This is a genomic window from Sphingobacterium sp. LZ11T8, assembly GCF_024261425.1.
In the GTDB taxonomy this organism is placed as follows: domain Bacteria; phylum Bacteroidota; class Bacteroidia; order Sphingobacteriales; family Sphingobacteriaceae; genus Sphingobacterium.
On sequence record NZ_JANBZY010000003.1, the window covers coordinates 366086 to 385061 of the forward strand.

Sequence of the window (18976 nt, forward strand, 5' to 3'; positions counted from 1 at the left end):
ATGCTAACAGAATTAAACTGCGAAAGTTTAAAGTTTCTAAAAATTTTACAAATCAAATAAATTTTAACAATTAATCACATTGTCTTTGACATGTAAAAATTCGGGTTGGGGATGCCCCCAGTCACTTAGAATAGACTATATTTGTTAAGTAACGCATTTCGGGGTATAATATGAGTAAAAGAGTAGTTCTTGTTTGGTTTAGGAATGATTTAAGACTGCATGACAATGAAGTATTAATTGAAGCTATAAACAAATCAGACTTAATCATTCCCGTTTACTGTTTCGATCCTCGTTATTTCCACAAAAACAAATTCCAACAAAACAATACCGGCATCAAAAGGGCACAATTTCTTTTGGAATCGGTTGCGAAATTAAAGGCGAAACTCCAAAAAATGGGCAGTGACCTGATGACATTTGTTGGAAAACCTGAGGAAATCCTTCCTGTTTTATGTGCTAAATATGAGGTTGGAGAAGTATTCCACCATCGGGAGGTAGCCTCGAGGGAGACCCAGATTTCCGAGATCGTGGAAGCCGAGCTTTGGGAGAACAAAATCAACCTGAGGCATTTTATCGGCCATACCCTTTTTCACAAAGAGGACTTACCCTTTCCAATCAAGGATATTCCTGATAAATTCAATATTTTCAGAAAAAAGATCGAACGAGAAAGTTCGGTTCGCCTTCCCCTTGCAGCGCCTCAGAATATTCCTAGCCCGCAACACTTGGAAGAAACGAATATCCCTAGCTTAAAGGAGTTAGGCTATACGGAAGAGGAAATAGAACCCCTCGCTGGGAAAAGCTTTGAAGGGGGCGAAGATTTTGGTATAGAAAAACTTAACAACCTTTTGGACCCCAATTACGAAGGGCTGAACAATTTCTCATTGATCTCCCCATATATCGCTATTGGAGCCCTATCGCCGATTTACGTGTACCATGAGATGCAGGATTCAGCGTTGGTCCAAAATAAAAAAAGATACGATCGCCTGATGACCATGCTATTGTGGAGAGACTATTTCCGCTTTATGCTCAAAAAATATCCCAATGTATTTTTTAAGCTAAATGGAATGGAAACAGAGCAAAATAATATAGAAAGCATCAATGAGGAATTGGTCCTGAACTGGAAAACGGCCAATACGGGTCAGGAAACAGTTGATGATAGCATCCAAACTCTATTGAGCACAGGAAACATCACCTATGCGGAGCGAAGGTTGATTTCCAAATATTTTACCCAAGAGCTAGACTCCAACTGGCTTGCCGGTGCTAGCTTTTTTGAGGAGCACCTATTAGATTATGCGCCAGCAACCACCTATGGCTTTTGGTCGCACATGGCTTCTGTGGGGACCAGTCCTAAGGAAAACAGCTGTGCTGACTGGCAAGATCTTGCCAAGAAATTATATGTTTCGAAATAAACAAATTCATTTTCTCAACGTTAAAATATTATGGAGAAAACAATAATAAACCCAAAGTTTATCAAAAATTGACTATTATTTATTTCTTAAACAGAATACACGAAAAAACATGCTAAAACATTGTATTTTATATCGATTAAATGCGGAAAAGTATGTTTATTATTTATAAATTTGGCAAAATTTTATCACCCCAATCCACATGGACAAATTGACATTTTTGAGTAATGCTGATTCGAGTTACATCGACGGTTTATATCAAGCATACAAAGCTGACCCAAATTCAGTAGATTTTGGTTGGCAAAAGTTTTTTGAAGGATTTGACTTTGGTCAAACATCAGAAGGTGGTTCGGTTGAATCAGTTGAAGGTGTATCTGATCACGCATTAAAAGAAATCAACGTACTAAACATGATCCATGGTTATAGAGACCGTGGTCACCTATTTACCCAAACCAACCCTGTTCGCGAGCGTCGCAAATACTACCCAGGCAAAGAGTTAGAGACATTTGGCCTATCAGAATCTGATATGGACACGGTTTTCAATGCTGGTGTGGAAGTTGGTTTAGGCCCTGCCAAATTAAGAGATATCCGTCAGCTGATTGAAGACACTTACTGTCGTTCTATTGGTGCTGAATTCAAATACATCCGTAATCCTGAGAAAATCAAATGGTTGCAAGACCATATGGAAGCGGACAGAAACCAACCTCACTACGATGTAGATCAGAAGAAACGCATTTTCAGGAAACTGAACCGTGCGGTGATCTTCGAAAGTTTCTTGGGAACCAAATTCTTGGGACAAAAACGTTTCTCCCTTGAGGGTGCTGAAAGCTTAATTCCAGCATTGGATTCCATCATTGAAAAAGGTGCTAGTTTAGGAATCCAAGAATTTATGATCGGTATGGCTCACCGTGGTCGTTTGAACGTATTGGCAAACATCATGGGTAAACCTTACAAAACTATCTTCTCTGAATTCGAAGGTAAAATGTATGCCGAAGAGGATCCGGAATTACAATTTGGTGGTGACGTAAAATACCACTTAGGGTATTCATCGGACGTGACTACAGAAGACGGTAAATCTATCCACCTATCTCTGGCTCCAAACCCTTCGCACCTAGAAACTGTAGATCCTATCGTTGAAGGTATCACGCGCTCTAAAATCGACATGAAATACAATGGCGATTCATCGAAGATTGCGCCGATATTGATTCATGGAGATGCGGCAATTGCAGGTCAAGGTGTGGTATATGAGGTAACTCAGATGTCAAAACTTGAAGGATACCGTACTGGTGGTACCATTCACATTGTCATCAACAACCAAGTTGGTTTTACGACCAACTATAAAGATGCCCGTTCAGGAACTTACTGTACGGACGTTGCCAAGATCTCTTCTTCACCAGTTTTCCATGTCAATGGAGATGATGCTGAAGCAGTAGTTTATGCGATTAATTTAGCGGTAGAATACCGTCAGAAATATAAAACTGATGTTTATATCGACCTATTATGTTACCGTCGTTACGGGCATAACGAGGCTGATGAACCTAAGTTTACTCAACCATTATTATACAAGGCTATTGAAAAACATCCGAATCCAAAAGATGTATATGCCAAGAAATTGGTGGATGAGAAATCCATTGACCAGACCTATGTGAAAAACACAGAGAAGGAATTTAAGGATTATCTTCAAGAGCAATTGGACATCGCCAAGAAAACGGATAAATTGGATGAAGAAGTTCCAATGTTCGGTGGAGCGTGGAAAGGTTTACATGCCGCTAAAAAGGCTGATAACTATGAAGAGGTAGACACGAAGGTTCCTGCAAAGGAATTCTTGAAATTGGCTACGGAAATCACGACCCTACCAAAAGACAAGAAGTTCTTCCGTAAGATCTCAAAATTGTTCGAAGATCGTGCTGCCATGGTTAAAAATGACAACTACGATTGGGCGATGGGTGAATTGATGGCTTATGCTACCCTATTGGATGATGGCAAACGCGTTCGTATTTCAGGACAGGATGTTCAACGAGGTACATTCTCTCACAGACATGCAGTTTTGACTTTGGAAGACTCGGAGGAGAAATACATTCCATTGGCAAATGTTAATGGTGGTGAGCGTTTCAACATCTATAACTCCTTACTTTCTGAGTATGCAGTCCTAGGTTTTGAATATGGATATGCATTGGCGAATCCTCAAGCATTGACAGTTTGGGAAGCACAGTTTGGTGACTTCTACAATGGTGCTCAGATTATCGTTGACCAATATTTGTCAAGTGCTGAAACCAAATGGAAAAGATCGAACGGTTTGGTCATGATGTTACCTCACGGTATGGAAGGTCAAGGTCCAGAGCACTCTTCGGGACGTATCGAACGTTTCTTGGAATTATGTGCGAACGACAACCTGATCATTGCAAACTGTACCACTCCAGCGAACTACTTCCACTTATTGCGCCGTCAATTGGTAAGAGATTTCCGTAAACCATTGGTAGTCTTTACGCCAAAAAGTTTATTGCGCCATCCAAAAGTGGTTTCTAAACTGGATAACTTTACCAAAGAGAACTTCCAAGAAGTAATCGATGATAGCTACGCAAAAGCAACGACCGTAAAACGTGTATTATTCTGTTCAGGAAAAATCTACTACGATTTATTGGAGAAACAACAAGCAGACAAACGTACCGATGTAGCCATCGTTAGGGTTGAGCAATTGTATCCTGCACCGGTAGATCAATTCAAGGCGATCCGTGCGAAATACAAGAAAGCGACTGAATTCATCTGGGTTCAGGAAGAAAACGAAAACATGGGTGCATGGCCATATTACTGCCGTATATTCCGCAAGACTGACCTTGATTTCACGGATTATATTGCACGTACGGAGAGCGGAAGCCCTGCTACAGGTTACATGAAAAAACATGTGGCGCAACAAGAAGCAATAATTAATAAATCATTCGAATAAACAAAATGTTTAACCGTCCGTTGTAATATTATAGTATATTTAATGGAGGTTTAAAAGAAGTAAATATGAGCTTAGAAATCAAAGTCCCTTCGGTTGGTGAATCAATTACCGAAGTAACCTTGGCCCAATGGCTAAAACAAGATGGTGATTACGTCGAAATGGACGAGAACATTGCCGAATTAGAATCTGATAAAGCAACGTTTGAACTACCTGCTGAAAAAGCTGGTATCCTACGTATTATTGCACAAGAAGGTGATACACTGGAAATCGGTGCGGTAGTATGTACCATTGAAGACGGAGACGCTCCTGCAGGATCTGGCGATGCTCCAGCGAAAAAAGAGGAAGCTCCAGCTGCACAGGCGGAGTCAAAACCTGCTCAAGCTGAAGCTGACGAAAGTCCTGAAACTTATGCTGCTGGCACAGCATCACCTGCTGCCGCTAAAATCTTAAGAGAAAAAGGAATCGACCCATCTACGATCAAAGGAACAGGTAAAGACGGAAGAATCACCAAAGAGGATGCTGAGAAAGCTCAAGCAGCTCCAGCGAAAGCGGAATCTAAACCAGCGGCTCCTGCTGCAGCGGTAACTCCATCTGCTCCAGTGAGTGCAGGTGAGCGTGTAGAACGTCGTGAGAAAATGAGCTCATTGCGTAAAACAATCGCTAAGCGTTTGGTTGCTGTTAAAAATGATACAGCCATGTTAACTACATTCAATGAAGTAAACATGCAACCTATCATGGATCTTCGTGCTAAGTACAAAGATACTTTCAAAGAGAAACATGGTATCGGTCTAGGCTTTATGTCATTCTTCACCAAAGCAGTGACTACTGCCTTGAAAGAATGGCCTGCAGTCAATGCTCGTATCGAAGAGAATGAACTTGTATATTCTGACTTTGCTGACATTTCAATTGCAGTTTCTGCTCCAAAAGGATTAGTAGTTCCAGTAATCAGAAATGCAGAGTCTATGGCCCTATACCAAATCGAAAAAGCAATTGCTGAATTGGCTACAAAAGCTCGCGACAACAAATTGACGATCGATGAAATGACTGGTGGTACATTTACCATTACCAATGGTGGTGTATTTGGTTCAATGATGTCTACGCCTATTATCAATGCCCCTCAATCGGCAATCTTAGGTATGCACAACATTATCCAAAGACCAATCGCTGAAAATGGCCAAGTGGTTATCCGTCCAATGATGTACATCGCTCTTTCTTATGACCACCGTATTATCGACGGTCGTGAATCAGTGAGCTTCTTGGTACGCGTTAAGCAATTACTTGAAGATCCAGCTAGATTATTATTGGAAGTTTAATTCCAAAACACATAATTCTCAAAAGGTCGCTTAAAATAATTAAGCGACCTTTTGTATTTTTGAGAGATTCTTTATAAGTTGAGCTCCAAATTATTTTATGCAGCATTACCTATTATCCATGTCAAGACCAGTCCTAACAGCTTTACTTTTATTGATAAGCTTCAGCACATTTGCACAAAAGATAGGCCTTGGGATAGATTTTTTCGGATATGCAGACAACAGGGAGTATGGAGCCCAATATACCATCCCAAAAACCTTCTTTGGAGCGACCATCTCCCCTAACCTATACTTCGAGATAGAGAAGAACCATAGGCTTTATGGCGGAGCGCATTTTAATCAGGAGTTTGGAATCAATTCAGAAAACAAAAGTCGATGGAACCCCATCGCATACTATAACTACAAGACGGAAAAAATTGATTTTGCTTTGGGGTTTATGCCTAGGTATGAACGCTTGAAAGACATTCCTCGCATGGTTTTGGCTGACACCTTGATGTATGACCGACCAAATATTGAAGGGATGTACTTCAATTACAAGAACGGCAATTTCCAACAATCCGTTTTCATTGACTGGATGAGCAAACAAGGTTATCAGAATAGGGAACAATTTGTCGCTGGAATATCTGGAAAATATAGCATTGGAAACTTCTTTATCCGCAATGATGGGATGATGTACCATAATGCGCTAACTAGCAATGATAGCATCGACGAACATATACAAGATAATGCGGTAGTAATGCTAAGGCTGGGTGTAGATCTAAGCCATAAGACTGTCTTTGACTCACTGACCATTGATGCTGGTGCAGCTATGGGATTCGATCGCGTCAGATCGGTCTATGACATGCAAAAAGCAAATGGATTTATCTCCAATATACATCTGGGCTATAAAAGGTTCTTTCTTGCTAATACATTGTACCTAGGTGAACCATTGAACCTACCTAATGGCGACTCGTTTTACCACCGTAGGACCTATGATCGTTTAGACTTAGGTTGGATGCCCTTCAAATCAGACAAAATAGAAGGAAAGTTTACCGCATCATTCCATTTCTCCCCTGGAAAAGTGGACAATCAGCAGATGTTCACCCTTCGATATAAATTTGGAAAAACCATTGTAAATTAATCGGCCACTAATTTATTGTGGATCATCCGATTGTTGTATTGTTGCATAAAAGATTGCAGATGTCTCATCAGGGAGTCCTGAACCTGAGGTCCCTTTCCTTTCAGGTCATGCTCTAATAGCTTATCGGTTTTGAGGTTATAGACAGACTTCACTTCCTTATCTCCATAGGTCATGAAATAATCACCCATAAAAAAGTTGTAGATATTCCCAATATTGCTGACCACGAAGTTATTTCGGTCGGGAGCTAAAGCATCAAATCCAAAAGAGAAATAAGGTTTATCATATTCCAAATAGTTCAATACCGTAGGCATGATGTCTATCTGTTGAACAAGCTTATCTGAAACACCTTTTAAATCCCCGCCAGGATAGTAGAACACAATTGGGATGGCAAAGGAATTGGGCATGGTATTGTACTCTTTAAAATGGCTCATACTGGCATGGTCGGCACAGATCACAAATAAGGTATTCTTGTACCAGGAACTTTTTGAAGCCGTTTCGAAAAATTCCTTTAGTGCATGGTCAGCATAGCCTAAAGGCTCGTGCAACGGAAGGGTTCCCTTCGGAAACCTACCGGCATATTTCTCTGGAACCTTGAAAGGATGGTGTGAAGACAAGGAAAAAAAGCTACTGAAAAAAGGTTCTTGCATTTGATCCATTTCTTTTGCCATGTATTGCATAAAGGGCTCATCCCAGATTCCCCAGATACCGTCAAAATCAGCATCATTATTGTATTCATTTTTACCATAATAATGCTTGATTCCCGCTAACTGCATATAGGCCGAAAAACCCATGCTACCATTCGGGGCTCCATGGAAAAAGGAAGTTTCATAGCCTTCATCCGAAAGCAGCTTTGCCAAACTTGTTGTTTTGTTTCCTGAATAGATCGAAAGTACAAAGGGTTCTCCAATCGAAGGTATCCCTGTAATCACAGAGGGCAATGCATCGATGGATTTACGGCCATTTGCATACGATCTGGTGAAAGTATATGATTGCTGGATCAAGGAGTCTAGGAAGGGAGTATATCCTTTGTAAGTTCCATTGTCCAGATCTTTGTTAAAGAATCCAATATGCTCTTTACCAAAACTCTCCATTATCAAAACGACAACGTTCAATTTCTTAAACTGTGCAGAGTCCTTAGGTTGATGGACAACCGGGTACATGGCATTAAGTTCTTGTTCTGAAAAGAAATGTTCTTCTTTGAGGCTTACAGCCTTTAAGGTCTTCAAGATCGAAAAGGGCGTATTGAGCACGATGTTCATTTCCTCTGGGGATTTCACATAATCTCCGGCATTGCTCAATGTGATCGGTCGAGTGCTATGGGCCCAGCCACCACGTACACCTCCAACAAAGAGAAAAGCCACGGTCAACAAAAGTACTAGCTGCACGGAATAGAATTTCCAATTGAATGCCACCGGTTTTTCAACTTGGATCAGGTCATAGAGCTTAATCAAGCCCCATACGATCAGGATAAAAAACAGTAGCAGGTACCAATATTCCAAACCAAAGTCCAAGAACAAATTTCCAAGATTCTCTTCATTGGCAAACTGCCCAAACACGGTTCCGGTAGTTCGCTTTAAGGTAAAAGGGTAATAGGCGAAATCAACGAGGTTAAGGGCTATACCAATACTATTGGATACGACAAAGACCCATTTGCTTATTTTGGAAAAAACAGGGTTATATTTAAAAGGAACTGGAAAGGAAACAAGCAGGATATATAGGATATTGATGTACAGCAAAGCTACGATATCAAACTTCACTCCACCGGCCATCATGAGCATCAGTTCAGAAAAAGTTACCTGGGGAAATTGGGACATATTGAATCCATAGAACCCGAGCCTAAGGATTCCATAGAGCAATAGCATCAATCCAAGGCGAATTGCCATTGCCAAATAAGGTCCAAACCATCCTCTTAACTTAATCATATTAATATTTCATAAAATCTTCATATACCTCTTGGTAATAAGCTTTTGCCATATTCATAAGGCTATCTGCTTTTTCCTTAGGGTACTGCTCGTTGGCATTAAAGTTCACTCGATTCCCTACACGATCGTATGAAACCACTTCCTCTTTGGTTATTACTCCAAAAGCATCCTTAGAATTATAGAAGGCGACCTGAGGGAAGCTATGGTTGAATAGATCACGGCTCCAATGATAGCGATCAGTAGGTAGTTTTAATTGATTTAACAGGGATTTGGCAAGATCTGTTTGATTTCCGATCATGTTCATCTTTTTCCCTCTGTATTCAGCTTTTATAGGTTCACCAAAGAACAAAAGCGGAATATGAAAACGTTGGGGCATAGTGATGTCCCATTTCTCCGAAGGCAATCGGTGACCATGGTCTGCCACAAGCACAAACAAAGTATTTTTATACCAATCTTTGGTTTTTGCCTGCTCCAAGAATTCATGGACTGCCTGATCGGTATAAAATGCCGTACTCTTGAACTTGTTTACATTATTGTCCTTACCAAATTTATAGCCATCGTAAAGTTCAAAAGGTTCATGATTGACCAAGGTAAAAATACTGGAAAAGAAGGGTTGATCTTCTTCATCCAAGTCCTCGATCATTCTTTCAAACACGACATGATCATACACTCCCCAAGAGGTTCGCGGCAACAGCGGGTTGAAGTTCATGATATCAACTACTTTTTCAATACCATGGGACAACATATAAGACTTAAAGTTGTAAAATTCACTCTGCCCACCATGATAGAATGAGGTTTTATACCCAGCATCATGGAACTCCTGCCCTATTGCAGGCATATTTTCATGTTTATCGATATATTTTATGATGCTTTCAGGACCTTGTGCAGGAAATCCGCTGAAAATACCGACGATGCCTTTATCAGAACGATCAGACGCTGCATAAATCTGGTCAAAAAACAGACCTTGTGCGATCAATTCTTCAAAATGCGGTGTTATTCCCTTCTCTCCGCCCATGGAATGTATCAGATCAGCAACGAAACTTTCCAGAACAATAACCACGACATTAGGCTTTTTGGCATTCAGGATATTGAAGGTGGAGTCCGGTATTTCTGTGAAAGCAGGTTTCAATACTGTTTTGGCCTCTTCGTCGGAGGAAAAGTATTTATATGGAGAGCGCATGCGCTGGTTTCTCGTAAAATACTCGCGCAACAGGGCGTAATGGGTATTGACCGCTGCATGATTATAAAAGGTATTGGCTGAAAAATAGGCTTTACTAGGATTCAAAGGGGCCCTTCCAAATCCACCACGGATAAATCCGAAGAGAATAAGTCCACCAATGAAGAACTGTATCCCCAATTTCCACCATGCTAATTTCTTAGGGAACCTCACTTCTCTAAATAGCCTTAGAAATAACCAATATCCTCCAGAAGTCAACAGGACGATGCCCAGGACAGGAATCAAGATTGGGGTCGATTCAGCTGAGGCCGCTGCTCCGGCAGCATCTTCAGCGATGGCATCAATGGCGCGTTTTGAAATTTTATCCCCCCATTCCCTATAAATATTGACATTGGCAAAAGTGACAATCTGAAATAGGATAAGTATCAGAAAAGTATAGGCATTGAGCAGTTTTCGCTTAAGGATCTCGTTAGAATAATGGTTCAGAACGAGGTAGCCCAGAAAAGGAAGGGCACATATATAAGAGACCACGGAAAAGTCAAGTGGCAATCCGTGGTAGTAAATCCTCAATACATCCTTAAAGTTGGAAAAATTGACTTTATCGTAAAACGAAATTAGGAATATCAATCGATCTAAGAAGCTCATCAATAGCCAGTAGCCAAAATAGAAGAAGAAACCCCTTAAATCCTTAATAACATTTTTCATGTCATAAAAAATTCAATCGCCAAATTTACATTTAATTACAGATAGTAACAGTTAATTAACATTAATTTTTCATTTAGTAAATACAGCGGATTTATTTACGGTTAGCAAGTGGGAAATAAGGCATTAAATGCGTATTTTTGTAACCTTTTAGAACATTAAGAATATAATGAGCATAGCAAAAACGTACAATCCAAAAGAAGCTGAAGAGAAGTGGTATTCCTACTGGATGTCAAATGGATTTTTCCGTTCGGTACCAGATGAGCGCGAACCATATACCATTGTCATGCCACCTCCAAACGTCACTGGGGTCTTACATATGGGCCATATGTTGAACAACACCATTCAAGATGTGTTGATTCGTCGTGCACGTATGCAGGGCAAAAATGCATGTTGGGTTCCGGGAACAGATCATGCATCCATTGCTACCGAGGCGAAAGTCGTTGCTATGTTAAAAGAAAAAGGCATCGAGAAAACTTCCATCAGCCGTGATGAATTCTTGAAATACGCATGGGAATGGAAGGAAAAATACGGTGGTATTATCTTGAAGCAATTGGAAAAACTAGGAGCTTCATGTGACTGGGAAAGAACCAAGTTCACCATGGACCCTGACCTTTCTGAAGCGGTGATCGATACATTCATCAAATTTTATAAAGAAGGTTATATCTATCGCGGCATCCGCATGGTAAACTGGGATCCAGAAGGTAAAACAGCTCTTTCTGATGAAGAGGTTATCCGCAAAGAAGTCAATCAAAAGTTATACTACGTACGCTATAAGATCAAAGATTCGGATGAATATGTGATCATTGCTACGACACGTCCGGAGACTATCATGGCTGATACAGCAATCTGTATCAATCCTTTGGATGAACGCTATAAACATCTTCAAGGCAAAACGGTATTGGTTCCATTGATCAACCGTGAAATCCCGATCATCCAAGATGAATACGTGGAGATGGAATTTGGTACAGGTTGTCTGAAGGTAACACCTGCCCATGATCTGAATGACTATGAATTGGGTCAAAAGCATAATTTAGAGGTTATTGATATCTTGAATGATAACGGTACTTTAAATGAGAAAGCACAGATCTTGGTTGGTGAGGATCGTTTTATTGCCCGTAAGAAGGTAGCAACATTACTAGAAGAAGCAGGCCAGATCGAGAAGATCGAGGACTATAAATCGCAAGTAGGTTTCTCGGAACGTACTAACGCTGCCATTGAGCCAAAGCTATCGATGCAATGGTTCTTAAAGATGGACAAACTTGCGAAACCAGCATTGGAATATGTGGAAGATGGCACCATTAAGCTGATTCCTGAAAAGTTCTTTGCTTCCTATAAGCATTGGATGGAAAATGTGAAGGATTGGTGTATTTCCCGTCAATTATGGTGGGGACAACGGATTCCAGCATGGTACAACGAGAAGAATGAGTGGGTAATTGCGAAAACTGAGGCCGAAGCCATTGCAGAATTTGAAAATACCGGAAAATCCGCATCAGGTATCCGTCAGGAAGATGATGTATTGGATACATGGTTTTCATCGGGTCTATGGCCAATGTCGGTTTTTGATGGTGTAAGGAATCCAGAGAACCCAGACTTCCAATATTATTACCCTACAAATGATCTAGTGACAGCACCAGAAATCTTGTTTTTCTGGGTTGCCCGTATGATTATCATGGGTCATGACTATACACAGAAACCTCCATTCCGCAATGTATATCTGACAGGTATCGTTAGGGATAAATTGGGTCGCAAGATGTCCAAATCATTAGGAAACTCTCCTGATCCGATTGAATTGATGGAGCAATATGGTACAGATGGAGTTCGCGTGGGGATGCTTCTATCCTCTCCTGCTGGAAATGACCTGATGTTTGATGTTTCATACTGTGAACAGGGAAGAAACTTCGCCAATAAGATCTGGAATGCATTCCGTTTGGTTAAAGGTTGGGAAGTAGTAGAGCAAGAGGCTACAGCGTCGCAAAAAATGTCTGCAAAATGGTTTGAATCCCGTTTTAACCAAGCCTTGGTTGAAATTGAAGAGCATTTTGCCAATTACAGGCTTTCAGATGCCTTAATGGCAACCTATAAATTAATCTGGGATGATTTCTGTTCATGGTACCTTGAACTGGTAAAACCAGCATACCAAGCGCCAATTGAAAAAGAAACCTATGAAACTGTTAAAGGTCTATTCCGAAAGGTACTGAAGTTAGCTCATCCATTTATGCCTTTCATTACGGAAGAGTTATGGCATGATGAGATTTTTGGAACCCGCAGCACCGAAGACTGCATCATTGTAGCTGATTTCCCTAAGGTTGAGGCATTCGATGAGAACATCATCAAAGAATTTGCTATCGTTCAACAGATCATCTCTGAGGTACGTAATATCAGAAATTCTAAAGGTCTGTCTCCAAAGATTGCTCTTCCTTTAGCTATCAATGCAACGAATATTGATTACAGTCAATACCAAGATAGCATCAAGAAGCTGGCGAACATTGAAGACTTATCCTTTGTAAAAGAAAAAGTAAGTGGAGCGGTAAGTTTCCTTGCTGGAAAGGACGAATGTTATGTTGCCCTGGAAAACAACATCGATGTTGATGCGGAAAAGGAAAGAATCAGCAAAGAGATTGAATACCTGAAAGGATTCTTGATCTCTGTTGACAAGAAGTTATCAAATGAGAGATTTGTGCAAAATGCAAAACCTGAAATCGTAGAAAACGAGAAGAATAAAAAGGCGGATGCAGAAGCCAAGATCCAGATATTAGAAGAAAGCTTACAGAGCTTAGGTTAATACCTGAAAAATAAAAAAGAAGCCCTCGCACAACTTGTACGGGGGCTTTATTATTAGACTAAAACTTCTATTTATCGACTCTCAGGAATTTTCCATCGAGGTCAAATACTAGATCAGTATCATTTTTCAGTTCTACAGCCATCACATCGATATCCTTATCGATTGATTGAATGGTCTGACCGGCATAATTGGCATTGATATATTCCTGAACCGAAGAAGGTAATACCGCCATCGGTACAACTACATCCCCTTTGGTACTGATTTCTCTCCATTCGCCATCTTTATCAAAATCAATTTCCGTATTATCAGAAAGGTCCACATCGAAAACAGTCCCATCCGTCACTGGGCTTTGTTTATTTTCAACATGTTGGATTGTTGCATTCGGGAAATGGTCTTCTATAAACTTTTTTGCAGCATGCGGCAAAACATCCGCTGGATTATTTGCCGGAATGGGACCTTGGGTGGAACCATCCGAAACCGCACTGTCCGCATTGTTATTGTTCTGTTTATTCTGGTTATTGCAGGCCAACATTAATAAGGCCGATCCTAATATCAATAGTTTTTTCATGTTTACTCCTTTTAAACATAAACAGCTACAACTAATATTTGTTTGTAAAGAAAATTCATTAACCTTCTTTTTGGTTAACTTTAGCTAATAAATGACATTCGTCATTAATGTTTATAATTATAGAAAACTTAATGAAATTTGAGTTGTATTAGGTTATAACATATAATCTAGATATCATGCTACATAACTCATAAATCATGGAAAACTTTCTTAAAACCATTAGAACAGCCGTAAAACAATGGTATCTGCCGTTGATCGTGGGTATCCTACTTGTTATTTTAGGTTTTTACGTACTAGCCACCCCTTTGACTTCTTATCTGGCCCTATCGTTCGTTTTTAGTATTTCATTTTTATTTTCTGGGGTGATGGAAATCATATTCGCCTTAAACAACAAGAATGAAATCGAAGGCTGGGGTTGGTATTTAGCAGGTGGGATCCTGAACACCTTATTCGGGTTGTTATTGTTGAGCAATCCTGCCATATCATTGGCAACATTACCCTTTGTAATCGGATTCTTTGTGATGTTTAAATCGGTTCAATACCTTTCATTTGCTTTGGACCTAAAACAATATGGGATCAAGAATTGGGGATGGATCTTATTTTTTTCCGTACTAGGTATGATTTTCAGCTTTATCCTGTTGTGGAATCCTGTATTTGCAGGACTGACCATCGTCATCTGGACAGGTATGGCTATAATCTCTGCCGGATTGGCTTCCTGTATCCTATCCTTTCAATTGAAAAAACTGAAAAACATTTCGGAAAGAACTCCAGAGGATTGGAAAAGAAGATATGAAGAACTGAAAGAAGAATACCATCGATATAAATCGAATAACTAAATTACAATTAGCAAAAGTAAAGGCTGGTCGATATTAGATATTGGCCAGCCTTTCGGTTTTTATGAATGTTGTTCTTTTTGTTCTTCTACTTCTATCTTTGGCGGAATCAATTTATAGATTACCGGAGTTACTATCCTTGACAATAAGGTCGAACTGATCAATCCACCGATCATCACCGTTGCCAATGGCGAAATCAGGGGATTGGACGACCAAGCGATCGGCAATAATCCACCAATGGCAGTTAATGTTGTCAGGATGATCGGCAGGAACCGAATCTCGCCTGCTTTTTCAATGGCTTCATTCAGCGCCATCCCTTCCCTTCTCAACTGGTTGGTGAAGTCCACCAAAAGGATGGTATTCTTGACTTCAATACCTGCAAGGGCAACAATACCAATGGTGGCCACAAAGGACAGAGTATTTCCAGTTACGAGCAAGGCCAGCACAGCTCCAACAACACCTAAAGGAATTACAGACAATACAATCAATGTACTCTTGAAGGTCTTGAATTCCAAGATCAGCACCGCGATAAACATAAAAATGGTAATCAGAATAATGGTTCCAAAACCTCCAAATGCCATCTCACGGCTTTCCACCTCGCCGCCCATCTCATAGAAATAACCGGTAGGGAAAGGGAATTTATCCATCTGCTCGATTACCGAATTGATAACCTCATCGTTTCCATATCCCTTTTTCACAAAGGAATTGACCGCAACGGTCCTGATCTTATTCTGGTGATAGATATTGGAAGGCGACTCTTCAAACTCGAGTGTAGCCAATTGGGTCAATGGAATGGAAGTACCTGCAACATTGTCGATAAAGATACCTTCTAAGGTTTCTATGGTTGCTTCGCCATCTCGCGGGACACTGACCATGATATCATAGTCATTATCATCGGAATTCGGGTCTGAATAGGTACCTACGCTATATCCTGACAAGGCTACTCGGATAGTTTGGTCAATAGATGAGGTCGGCACACCAAGGGCCATGGCTTTCTCGCGATTGATGTTGACCTTGATGTCCGTTTTATTGTTTTTTATAGGGTTATTGACATACTCCGAACCTTCTGTATTTTTCAACAGCTCCTCTACTTTATAGGATAAGGCCTGAAGGGTATCGAGGTTCTCGCCAAATACCCTGACTTCTACTGGTGAAATGATCGGAACGCCCTGTTCGAAATCTCGCACTTCTACTTTTGCACCAAGATAGGGCGTCCATTTGGCTCTCAATTCTTCAATTAAGGCGACCTTTTCCTTTGAATTCACGTCACCGTGAAGCTGTACAAAGATATCCGCATAAGAAACGTCTTCCCGAGCCTGTTGCATATTATAATAGACCCTGGGGTTTCCTTTTCCGATGTTTGAGGTATAATACTTTACTTCAGGAATCTGTTTTAGATCATGCTCAATGGCCTTTGTGATGCTATCGGTTGTCTGTATATTCGATTGCAAGGCGGTCTTGATGTGGACCATGAACTGCGGTTTCTCCGAAGCTGGGAATAAACTGAAACCTACGATAGGTATCAGGGCCAATGAGCCCAAGAAAATAGCCAAGGCAATAATGGCGGTGCGACCAGGATGCTTCAAGGCTTTGTCCAAGAAAACGCCATATGATTTATGGATAATTTTCTGCATGCCTCGAAGGATGGCATTTCCACCTTCTTCTTCATGCGGCTTCAGGATCTTACTGGAAAGAAAAGGAACAACCAATATGGCAATAAACATGGATCCAATCACGGAAGAAATAACCGCAATTGGCATACTGCGGATGAATTCACCCGCCATTTCAGGCATAAATACCAGCGGCATAAAGGCAATCACCAAGGTGACCGTACAGCCCAATACCGCTAATGCTATCTGTTCTGTTCCTTTTATAGCGGCTTCCATCTTGCTATATCCTTCACGCATCCAGCGTTCGATATTTTCCACAACAACGATACTATCATCAACCACTAAGCCCAATGCCACCACAAAGCCAACTATACTTAACTGATTCAATGAATAACCAAAGGAATTCATTGCGATAAGTCCAATTCCAAGGGATAAGGGGATGGCGATCATAACCACCAGGGATGCCCGGGTTCCCAAAGGCAATAAGGTGAAGAGTACCAAGAAAATAGCTATTCCAAAATCAATGGCCAGCCCTCCTAGGCGATTGTTTACATTTTCTGCCTGATCAAAATTGAGCACCAAGTCTATATTGTCTGGCAATCCTGCCTTAAATTCTTCCAAGATCTTTTTATACTCTTCTTGCGTATCGGAAATATTCATCCCTTCCTTCTGGGCAGCATTGATAAGGATGCATTTATAACCATTCAAACGGGTCATATGGTTATTTATACCAAATGTAGGATAGACATCCGCCACATCCTTCAATAGAATATTGCGCCCTTGGGCACTCGAAATGATGGTATGCTGTATATCGCTGATGCTCTGATAATTTCCTGAACTCTTGACGCTAAAAGACTGGCTTCCGGCATTGATACTTCCTGCAGGGATGTTTTGATTTTCACTTTGGACCGCTTGGATAATCCTGCTCATCGGGATATTTAATTCCGCAAGCTTGGCCTGGTTCAGGTCGATACGGACCTGTTGGTCAGGAAGACCTGAAATCTCAACTGATTTTAAAGCTTTCACTTTTTCAAGCTCCTCCTTCAGTTTGTCGCTATATTTCTTCATGCTGCTTGCTGAAGCATTCTCAGAGATCAGAGCCGCTTGGATAACACTGACATTGGTTGGGTCGATCTTGAGGACCTCCATGCTGTATATATTATCGGGTAGCTCCGAGTTGGCAGCATTCAATTCACGTACTAATTCTTGGTATTTATCATCGTAATCTTCTCCATAATCGAATTCCACCAAGAAAAATGCTACGCTGTTATTGATGGTGGTTTTAATGGTTTTGATATGGTCCAAGGCATAGAACCTGGCTTCCAATGGTTTCACCACCAATTGTTCCATATCCTTTGGGCTGGTTCCAGGATGCACCACCAAAACTGGGAAAGTGACCCCCTTCATATCAGGATCTTCTGCCCTTGGCATGGTCAACATGGATGTAATAGCAACCACCAGAATCATCAATACCATGATCATGGTAAATTGGTAGTTCTTAATTGGGTATTTAATTAAGCTCATGATTTCGGGTGTTAGGTATTATTTTTTAACAACAATTGCTGATCCATCGACCAAATACGGGCTTCCGGAAACAATGATGGATTGCGCTTGCTCGAGACCAGCTGCAACAAGTACATCATCATTTTCAATTTTGGCGACCTTGATCTTTTGCTTTTTAGCCGTTTTGCCATCTTCTGTGATGAAAACATAGCCTTCACGCCCATTTCCGTCCAGCAAGGCGGAGAATGGGATGCGCCATTGGTTGCCTGCTTTCATTCCAGAATTCATGATAATGGATTTTCCAAAAATCCCTGTAGCCAGTTTATAGCTAGGTTTTTCCTTTAGTTCCAAAAAGATGGTAAATGTACCTGTCTGCGGATCCAATCCTTCCGACTTCTTAGAAACCACTGCATCCAAAGTATCGGTAGGCATAGCATCTGTGCTGATCTTGGCCGGGTCACCAACCTTGATCTGGCTCCATTGCTGGTCTCCAACACCAACCTTGAGCTTCCAATCGGCATTGCTTGCACCATTGACTTGTAGGATCGGTGTTCCAGGACCTACAACTTGACCTTCATTGGCCATTTTCGCGAGCACAAATCCAGAAACCGGAGAAAATATATTGGAATATTGTTGATTGAAACTTACAGACTTCAGATCTTGCTGGGCAACATCAAGCGCTGTTTTTGCATTCTGCATTTGCTCCAGCGTGGCTACACTGTCCCGGTACAGCTTACTTGCACGCTCGAAATCCCTTCTAGCCTTTTCAACAGCAAGTTTAGCTTGTCCAGCTTTTGCATCTACCTCAGAACTGAGTACAGAAGCTAAAAGCTGACCCTTGCGGACCGCATCGCCTTCTTTGACCGTGATCTTAGAAATTACACCGCCATTCTTAAAGCTTAATACAGTTTCATCATCTGTGGTAAAGACGCCTGTTGCCTCTATTCCAGAATCTCCTGCACCAATATTGATAGGCATCAATTTAACGGGAATGGTATCCTGTACGGATATTTCTGATTTTCGTTCGGCTTGTTTACAGCTAGAAATAGAGATTGCTATTCCTGCAAACAATAGGGTTGTATATCCTAATTTCATGGGT

At 40.9% G+C, this 18976-nt stretch carries 11 protein-coding genes; 6 read left to right on the forward strand and 5 right to left on the reverse strand.

The genetic code is table 11. The annotated features are described in order from the left end of the window. Positions 1–170: 170 nt before the first annotated feature. The 4 genes from NLF99_RS09800 (at position 171) to NLF99_RS09815 (ending at position 6777) form a co-directional block, all read left to right on the forward strand. A complete protein-coding gene (locus tag NLF99_RS09800; RefSeq protein WP_254528005.1) occupies positions 171–1406 on the forward strand; it encodes a deoxyribodipyrimidine photo-lyase in 1236 nt (411 codons plus the stop codon). A gap of 199 nt (positions 1407–1605) precedes the next feature. Continuing rightward, positions 1606–4347, forward strand: a complete 2742-nt coding sequence (locus NLF99_RS09805; RefSeq protein ID WP_185214185.1) for a 2-oxoglutarate dehydrogenase E1 component — start codon at positions 1606–1608, stop codon at positions 4345–4347. A 65-nt stretch (positions 4348–4412) separates the two neighbouring features. Beyond that, positions 4413–5660, forward strand: a complete 1248-nt coding sequence (gene odhB / locus NLF99_RS09810; protein WP_185214184.1) for a 2-oxoglutarate dehydrogenase complex dihydrolipoyllysine-residue succinyltransferase — start codon at positions 4413–4415, stop codon at positions 5658–5660. 97 nt (positions 5661–5757) lie between these two features. Continuing rightward, positions 5758–6777: a hypothetical protein gene (locus tag NLF99_RS09815; protein ID WP_254528006.1), complete on the forward strand. Its 1020-nt coding sequence runs from the start codon at positions 5758–5760 to the stop codon at positions 6775–6777. On the opposite strand, the gene NLF99_RS09820 is transcribed toward NLF99_RS09815, so the two are convergent. Further along, positions 6774–8699 (reverse strand): LTA synthase family protein, encoded by a 1926-nt coding sequence (locus NLF99_RS09820; protein ID WP_254528007.1) that lies wholly within the window; start codon positions 8697–8699, stop codon positions 6774–6776. The genes NLF99_RS09815 and NLF99_RS09820 overlap by 4 nt on opposite strands. 1 nt (position 8700) lies before the next feature. Next, the gene (locus tag NLF99_RS09825; RefSeq protein ID WP_254528008.1) at positions 8701–10581 is read right to left on the reverse strand and encodes an LTA synthase family protein; all 1881 of its coding nucleotides are present in this window, start codon (positions 10579–10581) and stop codon (positions 8701–8703) included. 166 nt (positions 10582–10747) lie between these two features. Between NLF99_RS09825 and NLF99_RS09830 the strand changes: the two genes are divergently transcribed. After that, a complete protein-coding gene (locus NLF99_RS09830) occupies positions 10748–13363 on the forward strand; it encodes a valine--tRNA ligase (RefSeq protein ID WP_254528011.1) in 2616 nt (871 codons plus the stop codon). 67 nt (positions 13364–13430) lie between these two features. On the opposite strand, the gene NLF99_RS09835 is transcribed toward NLF99_RS09830, so the two are convergent. Further along, a complete protein-coding gene (locus NLF99_RS09835) occupies positions 13431–13931 on the reverse strand; it encodes a PepSY-like domain-containing protein (RefSeq protein WP_185214180.1) in 501 nt (166 codons plus the stop codon). 197 nt (positions 13932–14128) lie between these two features. Between NLF99_RS09835 and NLF99_RS09840 the strand changes: the two genes are divergently transcribed. Further along, positions 14129–14767 (forward strand): HdeD family acid-resistance protein, encoded by a 639-nt coding sequence (locus tag NLF99_RS09840; RefSeq protein WP_185214179.1) that lies wholly within the window; start codon positions 14129–14131, stop codon positions 14765–14767. 59 nt (positions 14768–14826) lie between these two features. Here NLF99_RS09840 and NLF99_RS09845 read toward each other — a convergent pair whose 3' ends face one another. After that, positions 14827–17898: an efflux RND transporter permease subunit gene (locus NLF99_RS09845; protein WP_254528012.1), complete on the reverse strand. Its 3072-nt coding sequence runs from the start codon at positions 17896–17898 to the stop codon at positions 14827–14829. 18 nt (positions 17899–17916) lie between these two features. Next, positions 17917–18972 (reverse strand): efflux RND transporter periplasmic adaptor subunit, encoded by a 1056-nt coding sequence (locus NLF99_RS09850; protein WP_254528014.1) that lies wholly within the window; start codon positions 18970–18972, stop codon positions 17917–17919. Positions 18973–18976: the final 4 nt, after the last annotated feature.